Here is a 15,073-nt window from a genome sequence, read left to right as displayed (position 1 = left end):
AACGGAGTTCCTCATGAGTTTTCTTAGTGAAATAGTCGAGAAAAATAACCATTTTCTCGTTACGCTGGAGAAAATGTACCAAAACGGTAATCCGGTAGTCCTCATTGGCGCAGGCTGTCTGGCTACCAAGACCAGTGAATATATGGCGCGTAATCACTTGCATATCGATTATGTAGCGGTCAATGAAATGTATTTTTCTCCTGGTCAAACGTTAAACGAACTGACTGTTGTGCCTCTGGAAAGTTTGCTCAACACCAATAAAAAATATAATTTTATTATTGCACTACAGTATGTGGATCCGGCGTTTTTGAATTCATTATCAGACGTTCAATCTGAAGTGCTGGTCTATGACCCCTCTTTTACGGGCGTAAACACCGAAGATATTATTTCCTATGATTTTTGTCAGACCCATGCTGACGCCCTGCATTCCTTATATGAAAGTCTTGGTGATGATAAATCTCGCGAGACGTTTATCGCATTCATGAATCAGCGTATTAGCGCACGCCCTGACTATATTAAAACAGTGTATGATGAGAACCATTACTTCCCAACCGACATTGTCGCGTTGAGTAAGTCCGAGGTTTTTGTTGACTGTGGCGCTTATAATGGTGACAGCGTGAATGCTTTCGAAGCCGCACTGGCCACCCGCGGACTCCCTTCGCCGAAAAAAATCTTTGCCTTCGAACCTGACAACGTCAATTATCCGTTGCTGTGTGCCGCTACAGCGGATAAAGCGTATTGTGAATGCCACCAGGCAGGCGTATGGAGTGAAGAGACAACGCTGTATTTCGACTCAGGAAAAGCGTTGGATTCAAAAATTACTGAAAAGGTCACGACTAACAGTATCGCATTAACCACACTCGATAGCGTTATTGCGGACAGTAAGGTGACATTTATCAAAATGGATATTGAAGGCGCTGAGCTTTCTGCGCTGGAGGGGGCGAAAAACAGTATTCAACGCTGTTACCCACTGTTGGCAATCAGCGCTTATCATAAACCGGATGATCTTATAAAGATTCCTGCTTATATCAAAAGCATTATGCCCGGGTATCGATTTTATCTCCGCGCCCATCATCCTGTTCATGCTTTTGAACTGGTGTTGTACGCGATTCCTGCCTGATTTTTTTTTGCATCAGCCCGGCTCTCGCGTATCAGCCGGGCAGAATTGTTCTCATTACCTGTATCCGTCGTCTGTGCCCTTCCCGTTTCTTTTTCGATATACCGCTGTCAGCAACGATTTTTGAGATGAGAAACGGTTAAGAAAGCAAGATCGTGCAGATGGAAAGCATGTGAGATGTGCAGCGTCAGGCAAAAGCATGTTCCCTTTTGCCTGACGGGCTTATAAAGATCCGGATTGAAGGCTTACGCAGCATTCACATTGCTGGCACGCATAATAATGTTAATAATCTCATCCTGATCCGCTTCCGCCAGGTTCGGATGCACCGGTAAACACAACACCTGCTGAGAAATTTGACTGGCCACCGGCAAATTTGAAGGAGCCGATGATTCATAGCCTTTATACATCGGGAAATCGGAGATGAGCGGATAAAAATACCGTCTGACATAAATATTTTGGCTTTTGAAGTGATGATACAGTTCATCACGCGTCATCGGGAATAATCCCGCGTGAACAAAGACCGGGCAATATGCATAGTTCCAGTCGGTTTCATCAACGAGCGGTAGTAGCGTAAGTCCGTGTATATGCCCTAATGCCTGCTGATATTTTTCGTAGATGACTTTACGCTTAGCCAGCGCTGAATCCACATGCTTCAGTTGGAGTAATCCAAATGCCGCCTGAACTTCATTCATTTTGCCATTGATACCCGGCGCAACCACCGTGGTTTCATCGGCAAAGCCAAAATTCTTTAAATAATCAATACGTCGTTTGATTTTTTCATTCGGGCAGATAATGGCGCCGCCTTCAAACGTGTTAAATACCTTTGTCGCATGGAAGCTTAAAACAGAAAGATCGCCGTGATTCAGGATACTGACGTTTTTTTGTTTAACACCAAAACAGTGCGCGGCATCGTAGATGACTTTCAGACCGTAGTTGTCGGCAATACGTTGAATGCGGTCGACATCGCAGGGAATGCCATAGCAGTGAACGGGTAAAATTGCACTGGTGGTAGGCGTAATGGCGGATTCGATTTTTTCAGGATCGATATTGCAGGTAACAGGATCAATATCGACGAATATGGGTTTTATGCCGTTCCATAATAAGGAATGGGATGTCGCGACGAAAGAATAGGGAGTGGTAATCACCTCCCCCGTTATTCTGAGCGCCTGTAGCGCCGTCACCAGCGCCAGGGTACCGTTCGCGAACAAACTGAGGTGCTCGACACCGAGATAATCGGCAAGGGCCCGTTCCAGCTCCTGGTGATACGGACCACCATTTGTGAGCTGTTTACTGTCCCAGATACGTTCTAGATAAGGCAGGAACTCTTCCAGGGGCGGCAGAAGAGGACTTGTCACCAGCACATTTGATGAGGGTTTGTTTATCTTCATCGGATAACTTCCTGACCTTAAATAATTGTTGAATGCGTACAGGGCTTTTATCTGGCGCGTTGTCTCTGCACGTCCTTTATGCCTGAGTGGCTTCAGATAACGCCTGTATCCGGCCGAAAAGTGTCATAAGCGCGTCCTGGTTTACCTCGTTATACGCTTTTTCTTTCAACTGCTGACTGAGCGTGTCACTCAGCGACGTATCAGCACAAAGCGTTGCGATAGCCTCTTTCCAGGCGTTCGGGTTATGTTTTACTCTCCAGCCGGGAACGGACTCACCGAATGTAGGATGATCGCTATACATCGCCGGTATCCCCATTACCGCTAACTGCATGAGTACGTTGTTATCTTTGTAACGGTTTTCATCATTGTTGCAGCGCGGAAGCACGGCGATATCGGCGTCACAATGCAGCAACTGCGCGACCAGGCGGGCCTCAGTCTGAAAACGGTACGTTTCCCTGATATAAGGCAGCCATTCCGGCGGACAATGTCCAATGACAATCCAGTCAAGCTTTTCCGCACTTGCCGTTATCGCTGGAGTCAGTAATTCACAATCTTTCTTCCTGAGATCGTATGTGAAACACACGACACGGCATTTGTCTTTTTTCTGCTTAACCCTATCCTGACAGGGTTGCACTAAAACATTGGGAAGAATAACGACAGGTTTATGGCGCTTTTTGAGCCAATTGGCCAGTGCATCGCTGTACGTTAGCCAGTTATCGATAACATTATCTTCAATTAATTTTTTATATTTCCGCGCATTCGGATCGTCCTGAATAAGATAATGAACACGGCAGGTTATGGCGTTTTTGAGTTGCCTGATTGTCTGGCAGGCGAGATCCGACAGTTCGCCGCTGATAACGAGCTCGTCAGGATGATGCCGCAATAATTCTGGCGCGGAGGGTATCTGTTCAAGAAGCACGCTTTTGACGCCACCGGCATTCGTCAGCCTGTCCAGCGCGGTGGTAAATCGCTGCACGCCAGTATCATTCTGATCCTGCGCGATAAAAATGACGGTGCGTGTTTCGCCAGGTTTGAGCGGGCTCCAGCCCGTGACTAACGTGCTGTCTGCGGTAAAAAGGGTTCTGTTCAGGCTTAAATTTTTATTATAAGCCGGATCATCTGCCAGAACAGGGAGCCAGGCGTGATAGAAACGGTCAAGTTCCTGTGAAGGCGACAACGCATATTGTGGCGGAAAGTCCGTCACGGCTTCCTGTTTCGCTACAACGCTGTAAGGTGTGCATATTGCCCGACCGCCCAGCTGAACCAGTCGCAGATTCAGGTCCAGTCTGGCCAGCAGAGGTTGTGTATAAGCCGTATCAAATCCACCGACCTCCAGCCATCTGTCTTTTCTGATTAACAGACAGTCTGTGGCCAACGTCGAATAACTACAGTCGCTTTGATAGCGTGACAGGTAGCCTGCATTGCCCCATCTTTCGGCATAACCAACGGGGAAGGCCAGGCCCCTGACCCCAAGAATTTCTCCGGCACATAAGATCTGACTGTCCAGGTTGATAATATGAGGCGCGACGCAGACAACATCATGCCGAAGGGCATGACATGCCAGCGCCTCCAGCCAGCCGCGGCTGACAAATAAAACACGGGGATCCAACAACAGCAGAAACTCGCCTTCTGCCTGCCCTACTGCCTCATTAATCGCCGCTTCCTGGGTTTGGCTGCCATGACTTTTCAGGATGTTGATGTTAACCGACGCTGTTGACAAATTTGTCGTCAGCCAGGCCGTGATGGCCTCAGAGGTCGCCGGCGTCACAATAACAATCAACTGGCATACCGGTTGATGGGTTTGTTCAAATAACGTAGTGATGCAACACTGCAGTTGATGGATATCTGTGCCAGCGACAAGTATGATGCTGAGCGAAATAACCGGCTCCGTGCTGTATTTTAACCGCCACGGCTTACCCGGCTGGTGCTCCACTACACCCTGGCTGAAGCCCTGCTGCTGAAGATAAGATTGCAACACAGCATGTTCCTGCTGCAGATCCTGTGCCACACAGCTGTTCAGAGGCGTCACGGTAAAGACCTCTGAAACATGACCAAACACGTTGCTATCGCGCGTAGCTAACAGTCGCGTAATCGCATCCAGCTCATAGCACGCGGATAAATCAGCATTAAACCCGCCGATAGCCATCAAGGCGTTTCGCGCGAAGATCCCGCGCTTAAGGTAGAGTGAAGGCTGACTCAGAAAAAGGTCCGGGCAAAATACAGGCTTAAAATGAGGATGAATTTTCCCTTCCTTGTCAGAGAGGCCTTCATCCGCGTAAACAAAGGCGCATCCCGTTCTGCTGTGCAAGGCCTCAGCAAGGAGTCGTAAACTTTCCGCTGTAAACTGACACCCGGCAGGAACGACGTATATCCAGTCGTAAACGTTCTGCTCCAGATGACAATTCATTTCATTCAGCCACACATCAGACCGAATCTGAAAGACACGATCGTCAGAAACGTGGCACGTTTCCTGCGGCGTCGCCAGTAAAACGGCGCATCCTGTTACCTGATCTAACTGAGGCAATAAGGCATTCAGCGTCGAGGTCCTGTCCGCTTCGCTGCCTGGCTGGACGGCAATCAGCATTCTGAGGAGTGGCAGTGATGAAGGACTCTGCACCTCTTCAGCAGGAGCCGGAAGTTGCCGCTTATACAGCCAGTCATTCAAAGCGTGTCGCTTATCCTGCGCGGCACGTTGTTCGGCCTTTTCTTGTGTCAACGTAACGAAGTTTTCAAACTGTTGCTGACTTCGCGCGCGTCGGACCAGAAAATAGTCTCGCATCTTCCATAAATTCTGGCGCTCGGTATCAATAGCTTCCTGGGTGTTTTCCCAGCAAAATCCAGCGCCACCGTTGTCACGCACGGTTTCCTGCGTAATGGCATACTTTTCATAACCCGGTGCGGTTAACGCAACTACAGGACTTCCGCATAAAATCGCCATTGCGCAGGTGCCCGAGGACTCATACGAATAAAATACGCGCGTACGCTTGAGCACAACGGCAAGTTCTTTCAGCGTCAATGGGTTTGCCATGGACAAGATTTTGGTATCCGCGGGTAGCTGGCTGAAATCAACGACCGACTCAGGCACACGATTCAGGTAGAGGATATTCAGGTCTTTCTGCGGGTTGTCGTCACAAAATAATTGCAGATCAAAGGATTCGATTCCCAATATTTGTGGGTCAACGGCTTTTTCAGCAAACTCATTGCGGTACCAGAAAAATAAATCATCCGGTCCTTCATGGATCCGGTTATTCATGATCACGCCTTCCCGGTTCAGCATATAGCGAACACATACGGGCGCGGAAAGAGGATTACCCGATACGATTTCAGGGTAAATGGCAATCCAGGGTTGCCCGCTGTTTTGAATAACTTTCCAGTCTTCACTGTTTATCACCGGCGTATTCCATTCTGGATTCACGCGGCAATTAACCATCCAGGCTTTACCGCCCTGTTCATTAATCATGTGACAGAGCTGATGGATAACCTGAACGCCGGATGAAGATTCGATGTAATCCGGTGCCAGAAGTAAGTAAGGAAAGGTGAACCCACGCATAACAGCCTCTTTTTCTACAGGCGCGACAATGAAAAGCTGGCGTTGCCTGAACGTTGTGTGTCTCTATGGAGACGTTATGTCCGGTCATGTAACGACGGCGTCATCATCAGGACGACGCGCCGCCACTGTCTCAGGCAGAAAGCCAACCTCTCTGCCATTCGTTTAATCCCTGCTCCCTCAGGTACCAGTCCTGATGGACCGCCGCGCGAAGTTGATCGCCCAGACGACGAGTGGCATCCATATCCGCAAGGTGCGCGCGTATAGCGCCCATCCAGTCTTTAAAGCGGTTTTCAACGAGCGTGACGGGCAGGCCACAACGATAGGGTTCGATACTGGTGGCAATGATCGGCACGCCACAGGTGCCGATCTCCAGTAACCGCAAATTACTTTTGCATTCATTGAACTGGTTGACTTCGAGTGGCACCAGCGCCAGATCCAGGTTCAGGCTGGCCAGCTTTTCGGGGTACATATCAAACGGCACGCCAGTGTGGAACTCACAGTGCACGCCCCGCGGTTTCATTCCCATGAAAACCCATTCAACCTTGTCTTCCAGCTCCTTGATAAGCGGCAGCAAAATTTGCAGGTCACCGGCATGTGTACTGCCGCCCGCCCAGCCGATACGCACTTTACGCCCCACGCCGCGCTGGCTGGTCAAATGGCCCCACTGACCTTCTGCGAGACGGTTCTGTGCAATGCGGATGTCATGATGGAAACGGCTGTAGGCATCCGCTAACGGTGCGGTTGACACAACCACCCAGTCCGCGCACTCCATTACTTTGCGAAGATTTTTGACAATCTGTTTAGGGAACTGGTTACGGTTGCCATTTTTTACCGGTACGTTGAGCAGGTAGTCGTCGTACTCAACCACAATTTTGGCATCGCAAACGTCGCGATATTGCGCCATGACCGACGGGAAACGGCCGCCACTCAGCGACTCCAGCACAATAATATCAGGCTGTAGAAGTGCGACTTCCATTACGCCGGGAATTTGCTGAGTCAGTCCGCCCTCAAGCAGCAACTGACTTTCCATGGCCTTGAACGGTTGCAGGATGCGGTGATTGCCACATCCCTGCCAGTCGACATGGTGTGCGAGCACGACAGGCAGTGGCCTGCCCGGCAGCGGCTGCTGAAAACGCGCCGTCCCTGCACCCAGCGTAAACGGTTTACCTGCCCGCTGCATCAGCGGATGGTTACTGGGATCCTTTAACAGCGTGGCGCGCCACTGCTGACGAAGCCGACTATAGTCATGCTGAAACGGCCTTTCCTGTACGTTGAACTTTTCTGGCATCAACCGCGTTGCACCGCCCATATGGCGAACACGCGACCACGGCGTCCAGACGTTTAAGTAACCTTGTTGCTGCGCACGTAACCCCAAATCGACATCCGCGAAGTAAAGCGGGAAATCGTTCTCAGCAAAGCCACCCAGACTAAAGAACACGTCTTTGCGGACCATCATGCAGGACGCACTCACTGCAGCAAGATTGTGCTCCGTTTGCAGATAGCTCTGGAAACCTCTGGCATGTTCCTGCATCCCCTCCCACGGACTGTCAACGCCGTTCTGTACACCCAGCAGATAACCGCCGTGCTGAACCCGGCCATCGTGGTATTCAAGGCGCGCCCCGACTAATGCGACCTCTGGCCGCAGTGCATGCTCCAGCAGCGCATCCAGCCAGTCAGGTTGCGTAATCTGGCAGTCGTTATCCAGGAACAACAGGACATCGCCCTTCGCCTGCTCTGCCGCGCGATTATGCATGGCGGCGAAATTAAACGGCGCGTCGTAACGCAGTACCTTAATCTGTTCGATATTGAGTTTGTCGAGATCGTTGAGAAAGGTACAGGCCTGCGCATCCACGGACTGATTGTCGACGATCAGTAATTCATAATAGGGGTAACGCGTTTTCTCCATCAACGTATCGATGCAGGCACGGAGTAAGGCGGCATGGTCACGCGTGGGGACGATAATGGAAATGAGAGGCTGCGTGTCCCACTGATAGCGCACCCGTGCAAAACCGGGATTCACGCCGGCATCAAGTGATACTTTTATCCCTAAACGCTGTAAATGCGCCTCGACAACGCGCCGATAGCCGGCTTCACAGGACTGCGCTTCATGCCAGCGCCCGTTCTCTTTTTGGCCTCTGACTACGACATCTGACACATGTCCAAGCGCGCCCGGTCCCTGATTTTCAATGCAACGCCACAGCCATTCATACATGATCAGAGGATTGACGGCATCCTCGCCCTTCCCCGCCGCCTGCACTTTCCGGCGGTCAAACAGCAACGTGCGGCCTACGTAAGGCGTACTTCTTAACAGATCGATATTGGGATCGGGACGAAGAATCGCTCCCGGCTCATTCATATCATCATTAAAGGTTTCATCGACATACCACACAGCCGTTTCCGGGCGTCGCAAACGCTGCTCTGCCAGCAACAGCAACGCGTCAGGCAAAAGCTCATCCCCTGCCATCACCAGCAGCAGCGCGGCTGGCCCGGTTTCGTGATAAACGACCTCGTTAAGTTCAGCGACCCAGCCTGAGGCACAGGCGCTTATCGTCCCCTCATTTAACGCAATATCGACATCGCTCAGTAACATGACCGTCGCGGGCGGAAATGTTTGCTGCCTGACGGCGGCAAGGGAACGTTCACAGGCTGCGGCATCGCCGTTTTCATCAATAATAACAATGCCGATATCGCTACTTTCGGGCACAGACTGAATAAATGACTGTAACGCTGCGCGTCGGGCTTCGGTAATTGACCTGTCTTTCAGCCACTGCTCAATAGAGTAATTTTTATCGGCCCAGGACAGGACGGACTGTCTGTGAAAGCGTAACGCATGTTGCGCCGGGTCATCCATGGACCAGCGTTTGGGCGCAGGGAGCTGGCTGAGAATAGTCTGGAGCGCAGCAGGCATCGTCCATTTATCGCCAAAGCGGCCCTGGTTCGCCCGGGTCCATGCCACGGCCTCACTGAAACCCCGTTTGAGTGCGGCGATCCACTCCTCCGTCTCCGGGCAAAACTGCAGATTCACCACGGTAAAATGCGATTGTTCAAACTCCTGAAGGTTATGCGCGTTCAGATAACCTTCCACGCCGGTTGTAGACGCTAAAAATACCGGAATCCCCAGTATTAATGCCTTGGCCACAATTTCATCGCCACCCATGACCATATCGTAGTTATCCAGCCACTCAGGCTCAATCCGACTCACAGGCTGGCTACAGTCGAACCATTCCAGCGTAATGGACTGACTTTTCAGTTGCTGTTGCAGCTCATACATTTCGGCGGAAATATCCGGGGCGTAATAAAGTATGCGTTTGAGCGCAGTGCGGGCATTACGAGATGGATAGCAACTGAATGCGGAAGGAACGGTAAACGGCAAAACAGCGATCTGACTGGATAGCAGTCCGTTTTGCAGCAAACGTTCTGACACCACAGGCGACAAACTCAATGACAGGGAGGCGAGCTGATTTTCCAGCTCAGCGCCCCACGGCATATAAATGTCATGATAATCATAAAAGTGGCGGAAAATAACCGGGGCCGTGCCTGTTAACGTTCCCAGCACGGGTAACAATTTTTGTGCAATAAAACCCTTATAGACCCAGATGAGGCTATAAGCATCAGCGAGCGTGCCTTGCTTATCACTGATAATGCGGAAAGCCGGGTTGGATTTGTACTTTTCCAGTTCAAACGACAGCGTTTTACCATAGGTACTGGTGACAATATCCACCTGCCATCCCCAGGGTAAAAAAACATCAATGATATCGAGCGCCTCATTCACGTGAAGAGAAAACTGCTCAACTCGGTCAATGCTTATTAAAAGCCTGTTCATCTGACATCCTCTGGTTGTGCATAGCACTATCCTGCACGTAAGTACCTTACCTGTTTCAGACTATTGTAAATTTTTGGGCATTAACTTAGGGCGGGAAAAGCTATAGCAAAGCGGGCTAATTAGACCGATTAAAAAAAACGCCCTCATTTCTGAGGGCGCTTTTAATCTGACGGGCTGTGCGGCGATTAACGCAGCAGAGACAGCATGGTCTGTGGCACCTGGTTGGCCTGTGCCAGTACAGAAGAACCGGCCTGCTGCAGGATCTGCGCGCGGGACATGTTTGACACTTCCGTCGCGTAGTCCGCATCCTGAATACGGCTGCGGGCAGCGGTCAGGTTGGTCACGGTGTTGTTCAGGTTGCTGATGGTGGACTCAAAACGGTTCTGAGACGCACCCAGCAGGCTGCGCTGGTTGTCGACCGCTTTGATGGCCGCATCGATGTCCGCCAGAGGTGAACCATCGGTGGTGCCACCGCTTGTTACGGTCCCGCTCATCACGTCAAAACCTTCAGCCGCGGTAGTACGCGCGTTGCCATTGATAGTCTGACCGGTTGTCTGAGCAGTCGCACCAGAGGTATTGAACAGGTTGAAACCGTTGCTTGCACTGATGGTGATACCGATGGTTTCGCCGTCTTTTGCGCCAACCTGGAAGTTATACGTCTGAGAACCTGAACCGGTATTCAACACTTTAATACCGTTAAAGTCAGTCTGCTGAGTAACGCGGTTGATCTCTTCCATGCGCTGGTTAACTTCCGCCTGGATTGAGTCAATGTCAGACGCTGAGTTAGAGCTGTTCTGCGCCTGAACGGTCAGGTCACGTACACGCTGCAGGTTGTTGTTCACTTCAGTCAGGGCGCCTTCAGCCGTCTGCGACAGAGAGATACCGTCGTTGGCGTTACGGGCTGCAACGGTCAGGCCGTTGATGTTAGAGCTGAAGCGGTTAGCGATAGCTTCGCCGGCTGCGTCGTCTTTTGCGCTGTTGATACGCAGGCCAGAAGACAGGCGCTCAATCGCCGTACCCAGTGATGACTGAGATTTGGTCAGGTTGTTCTGAGTAACCAGCGACAGGGTATTGGTATTAATGACTGCCATAATAATTATCCTTCATGATGATAGGGTTCAGATTTGGGCTGCGGCTTTATCGCCTTCATTATTGTTATCGTCGAACGGGGGACAAACTTTATACATTACTTAAATTTTTTTAACTGATTTGGCAAAAAAAAACGCCCTCATTTCTGAGGGCGCTTTTAATCAGACGGGCTGTGCGGCGATTAACGCAGCAGAGACAGCATGGTCTGTGGCACCTGGTTGGCCTGTGCCAGTACAGAAGAACCGGCCTGCTGCAGGATCTGCGCGCGGGACATGTTTGACACTTCTGTCGCGTAGTCCGCATCCTGAATACGGCTGCGGGCAGCGGTCAGGTTGGTCACGGTGTTGTTCAGGTTGCTGATGGTGGACTCAAAACGGTTCTGAGACGCACCCAGCAGGCTGCGCTGGTTGTCAACGGCCTTGATCGCCTTGTCAATGTCGGCCAGCGGTGTGGTGCCTGCTGCAGTACCGCCGGTACCGCCGGTTACTGCGCCTTTCAGCACGTCGAAACCGATAGCTGAAGTGGTACGCGCGTTACCGTTAACGGTCTGACCGGTTGTTGAGCTGGTGTTCTGAGTGGTGCCAGACTGGCCCGCTGCTGCCAGGTCAAAACCGTCGCTTGAGCTGATGGTGATACCGATGGTTTCGCCGTCTTTTGCGCCAACCTGGAAGTTATAAGTGGTGCTGCCTGAACCGGTGTTCAGAACTTTGATGCCGTTGAAATCGGTCTGCTTGGTGACGCGGTCGATTTCCTGCATACGCTGGTTAACTTCAGCCTGGATTGAGTCGATGTCAGATGCTGAGTTAGAGCTGTTCTGCGCCTGAACGGTCAGGTCACGTACACGCTGCAGGTTGTTGTTCACTTCAGTCAGGGCGCCTTCAGCCGTCTGCGACAGAGAGATACCGTCGTTGGCGTTACGGGCTGCAACGGTCAGGCCGTTGATGTTAGAGCTGAAGCGGTTAGCGATAGCTTCGCCGGCTGCATCGTCTTTTGCGCTGTTGATACGCAGGCCAGAAGACAGGCGCTCAATTGCAGTACCCAGAGAAGACTGTGACTTGCTCAGGTTGTTCTGGGTAACCAGCGACAGGGTATTGGTGTTAATAACGGCCATGATAATTATCCTTCATAAATAATGTCGGGGGTCAGGTGTTAATCCTGCGGCTTTATCGCCTTCACTATTGTTATCGCCCGTCGGGGCTAAAACTTTAGAGAGAATGACGGCTTTTATTTTAATGAGACAGGAAGGCATCCTGGCGGAATGGCGTGGTTATCAAAAAATAGTGCTGTCGCTATTACGCTTTCTGATGACATTAACTCAGCGCAAACAATCATTGCCCCATTGACAATAAGCATTGCGCGAACCTTAGCTTGTCAAACGACAGTCAGACAGCCCTGTGAGAGAGCTTCGGGCAGACTGTCATACCCGGAAAATACACCGTCTGCTGGATCCATCAACAATAAAAAAGCGCCCTCATCACTGGGGGCGCTTTTAATCAGACGGGCTGTGCGGCGATTAACGCAGCAGAGACAGCATGGTCTGTGGCACCTGGTTAGCCTGTGCCAGTACAGAAGAACCGGCCTGCTGCAGGATCTGCGCACGGGACATGTTTGACACCTCGGTCGCGTAGTCCGCATCCTGAATACGGCTGCGGGCAGCGGTCAGGTTGGTCACGGTGTTGTTCAGGTTGCTGATGGTGGACTCAAAACGGTTCTGAGACGCACCCAGCAGGCTGCGCTGGTTGTCAACGGCCTTGATCGCCTTGTCAATGTCAGCCAGTGGTGTGGTACCTGCTGCAGTACCGCCGGTACCGCCGGTTACTGCGCCTTTCAGCACGTCGAAACCGATAGCTGAAGTGGTACGGGCGTTGCCGTTAACGGTCTGACCGGTTGTTGAGCTGGTGTTCTGAGTGGTGCCAGACTGGCCCGCTGCTGCCAGGTCAAAACCGTCGCTTGAGCTGATGGTGATACCGATGGTTTCGCCGTCTTTTGCGCCAACCTGGAAGTTATAAGTGGTGCTGCCTGAACCGGTGTTCAGAACTTTGATGCCGTTGAAATCGGTCTGCTTGGTGACGCGGTCGATTTCCTGCATACGCTGGTTAACTTCAGCCTGGATTGAGTCGATGTCAGATGCTGAGTTAGAGCTGTTCTGCGCCTGAACGGTCAGGTCACGTACACGCTGCAGGTTGTTGTTCACTTCAGTCAGGGCGCCTTCAGCCGTCTGCGACAGAGAGATACCGTCGTTGGCGTTACGGGCTGCAACGGTCAGGCCGTTGATGTTAGAGCTGAAGCGGTTAGCGATAGCTTCGCCGGCTGCATCGTCTTTTGCGCTGTTGATACGCAGGCCAGAAGACAGGCGCTCAATTGCAGTACCCAGAGAAGACTGTGACTTGCTCAGGTTGTTCTGGGTAACCAGCGACAGGGTGTTAGTGTTAATCACTGCCATGATGTTTTTCCTTTAAAAAATTGAGCCATATTAGGCGTCTGAATTCGGCTAGCTTACCGACAACCTGATTATCGTCAGCCCTCGTTCAACCTTTAGAAAAAAAATTCAGTAATTTTTCGCCAGCCAAATCCGGGAAGACAATTAAAGAAAGGGGTTTTATTCAGCCATCAATTTTTTCAGAAACAGGCTAATCTTTTGCCACTCGCTGCCGATACCCATTTCACTTAACGTAAACTCGTAAAGGATTAAAGCATGGCAAGTGTAAGTTCACTCGGTGCTGGTACGAACCTCGACCTGAATACTCTCTACAGCAGCCTGGAATCCGCTGAGCAGACTAAACTGACGCCTATTACTAAGCAGCAGGCGTCCTATAACGCTCAGCTTACCGCCTGGGGCGTGGTGAAAACCGGCCTGTCAAAATTGCAGACCGCGGCGGCTGCATTGCAAAATGCCTCGACGATTGCGGCTACGAAAGTTACCAGCACGAATACCGCTTTCACTGCCACGCTGGCGAGCAAAGCCTCCGCCGGTAACTATTCTATTGAGGTTACTCAACTCGCCTCGTCGCAATCGCTGCTGTCAAAATCAGCCAGCAGTAAAGATACCGACTTAGGTGATCAGAGCCTGGCATCTCGTACCATTACGATTTCCCAGTCTGGGCAGAAATCGCCGCTCACGGTAACACTGAGCAAAGATCAAACCAGCCTGTCTGATATTCGCGATGCGATTAATAAACAGCAAGGCAGCGTAAACGCCAGTATTATTAAAGCAGACGATAATACCTATTATCTGTCTCTGACTGCACGCGACAGTGGCACAGCGAATGCGATGACGGTCAGTACGGACGACGGCACGCTGTCCCAGTATATTAATTACAGTTCGGGTGGCAGCAGCAACGCGATGACCGAACAGGTTGCCGCTAAAGATGCGCAGTTAAAAATTAACGGCGTGTCCATCACCCGCAGCAGCAATACCGTCACGGACGCGCCTGAAGGTGTCACGCTGAACCTGACGAAAACCACCGCTACAAATACACCGGAAACGCTGACCGTCGCCACAGACAATCAGCCAATGACGGCGGCAATTCAGGCTTACGTAGATGCCTACAACTCCCTGCAAACCACTATCGGTAACCAGACGAAATACACGGCGGTGAAAGCAGGTGAGTCGCAAAGTTCCGGTAACGGCGATCTGTTGGGTGATAATACCTTACGTAACATCCAGACCAGCCTGCGCAGTCAACTGTCCAGCGCACAAGCCAGCGGAAACCTGACCAGTCTGTCACAACTAGGGATCACGCAGGACGTTAACGGCAAGCTGACTGTGGACAGCACCAAACTGGACAAAGCCCTGACCAATCAACCGACAGATGTCCTGAACTTTCTGACGGGTGACGGTAAAACAACCGGGTTTGCCACACAGGCAAATAACAAACTGACGCAGATACTGGCCAGTGACGGACAGGTACAAAATGCCACTAACGGCATTAATACCTCACTGAAGAAACTGTCCGATCAGTACGACGAAGTAAACAGCCAGATTGCGGCGACCATGGCGCGTTACAAAACACAGTTTACCAGTCTGTCTACCCTGGTCAGCTCCATGACCCAGACCGGTAACTATTTGACCCAGCAGTTCGCCAAACTATAACAGGAGTGGTAAG

Annotated in this window: 8 protein-coding genes; 2 read left to right on the top strand and 6 right to left on the bottom strand. The window is 51.2% G+C overall.

From position 1 onward, the window contains the following. The first annotated feature begins 13 nt into the window (after nt 1-13). Nucleotides 14-1,120 carry an FkbM family methyltransferase gene (locus tag GC090_RS08515; protein ID WP_110267402.1) on the top strand — a complete coding sequence of 369 codons (1,107 nt, stop codon included), beginning with the start codon at nt 14-16 and terminating at the stop codon, nt 1,118-1,120. Nucleotides 1,121-1,362: 242 nt separating this feature from the next. Here the strand turns inward: GC090_RS08515 and GC090_RS08510 are convergent, their stop codons facing one another. The 6 genes from GC090_RS08510 to GC090_RS08485 form a co-directional block, all read right to left on the bottom strand. Next, the gene (locus GC090_RS08510; RefSeq protein WP_039342620.1) at nt 1,363-2,505 is read right to left on the bottom strand and encodes a DegT/DnrJ/EryC1/StrS family aminotransferase; all 1,143 of its coding nucleotides are present in this window, start codon (nt 2,503-2,505) and stop codon (nt 1,363-1,365) included. Nucleotides 2,506-2,581: 76 nt separating this feature from the next. Then, nucleotides 2,582-6,055, bottom strand: coding sequence for a glycosyltransferase family 2 protein (locus GC090_RS08505; protein WP_324021366.1), 3,474 nt, complete (start codon nt 6,053-6,055; stop codon nt 2,582-2,584). 130 nt (nt 6,056-6,185) lie between these two features. After that, nucleotides 6,186-9,878 carry a glycosyltransferase gene (locus GC090_RS08500; RefSeq protein ID WP_324021364.1) on the bottom strand — a complete coding sequence of 1,231 codons (3,693 nt, stop codon included), beginning with the start codon at nt 9,876-9,878 and terminating at the stop codon, nt 6,186-6,188. Nucleotides 9,879-10,063: 185 nt separating this feature from the next. Further along, nucleotides 10,064-10,969, bottom strand: a complete 906-nt coding sequence (locus GC090_RS08495; protein ID WP_039342628.1) for a flagellin N-terminal helical domain-containing protein — start codon at nt 10,967-10,969, stop codon at nt 10,064-10,066. A 179-nt stretch (nt 10,970-11,148) separates the two neighbouring features. Continuing rightward, nucleotides 11,149-12,078 (bottom strand): flagellin N-terminal helical domain-containing protein, encoded by a 930-nt coding sequence (locus GC090_RS08490; RefSeq protein ID WP_006119482.1) that lies wholly within the window; start codon nt 12,076-12,078, stop codon nt 11,149-11,151. Between the two features lie 402 nt (nt 12,079-12,480). Beyond that, nucleotides 12,481-13,410, bottom strand: a complete 930-nt coding sequence (locus GC090_RS08485) for a flagellin N-terminal helical domain-containing protein (protein WP_006119482.1) — start codon at nt 13,408-13,410, stop codon at nt 12,481-12,483. 252 nt (nt 13,411-13,662) lie between these two features. Between GC090_RS08485 and fliD the strand changes: the two genes are divergently transcribed. Continuing rightward, entirely contained in the window at nt 13,663-15,060 is a 1,398-nt protein-coding gene (fliD, locus tag GC090_RS08480) for a flagellar filament capping protein FliD (protein WP_058708341.1), read from the top strand. The last annotated feature ends 13 nt before the right edge of the window (nt 15,061-15,073 follow it).

The sequence above is a fragment of the Pantoea sp. JZ29 genome, from assembly GCF_035190385.1.
In the GTDB taxonomy this organism is placed as follows: domain Bacteria; phylum Pseudomonadota; class Gammaproteobacteria; order Enterobacterales; family Enterobacteriaceae; genus Pantoea; species Pantoea stewartii.
The sequence above is the reverse complement of the archived record's forward strand: the minus strand, read 5'-3'. Positions and strand labels throughout refer to the sequence as shown.

What these genes read in the sequence shown, in the direction of transcription:
- GC090_RS08515 (WP_110267402.1), top strand. Translation starts at nt 14, where the DNA reads ATGAGTTTTCTTAGTGAAATAGTCGAGAAAAATAACCATTTTCTCGTT.
- GC090_RS08510 (WP_039342620.1), bottom strand. Translation starts at nt 2,505, where the DNA reads ATGAAGATAAACAAACCCTCATCAAATGTGCTGGTGACAAGTCCTCTT.
- GC090_RS08505 (WP_324021366.1), bottom strand. Translation starts at nt 6,055, where the DNA reads ATGCGTGGGTTCACCTTTCCTTACTTACTTCTGGCACCGGATTACATC.
- GC090_RS08500 (WP_324021364.1), bottom strand. Translation starts at nt 9,878, where the DNA reads ATGAACAGGCTTTTAATAAGCATTGACCGAGTTGAGCAGTTTTCTCTT.
- GC090_RS08495 (WP_039342628.1), bottom strand. Translation starts at nt 10,969, where the DNA reads ATGGCAGTCATTAATACCAATACCCTGTCGCTGGTTACTCAGAACAAC.
- GC090_RS08490 (WP_006119482.1), bottom strand. Translation starts at nt 12,078, where the DNA reads ATGGCCGTTATTAACACCAATACCCTGTCGCTGGTTACCCAGAACAAC.
- GC090_RS08485 (WP_006119482.1), bottom strand. Translation starts at nt 13,410, where the DNA reads ATGGCAGTGATTAACACTAACACCCTGTCGCTGGTTACCCAGAACAAC.
- fliD (WP_058708341.1), top strand. Translation starts at nt 13,663, where the DNA reads ATGGCAAGTGTAAGTTCACTCGGTGCTGGTACGAACCTCGACCTGAAT.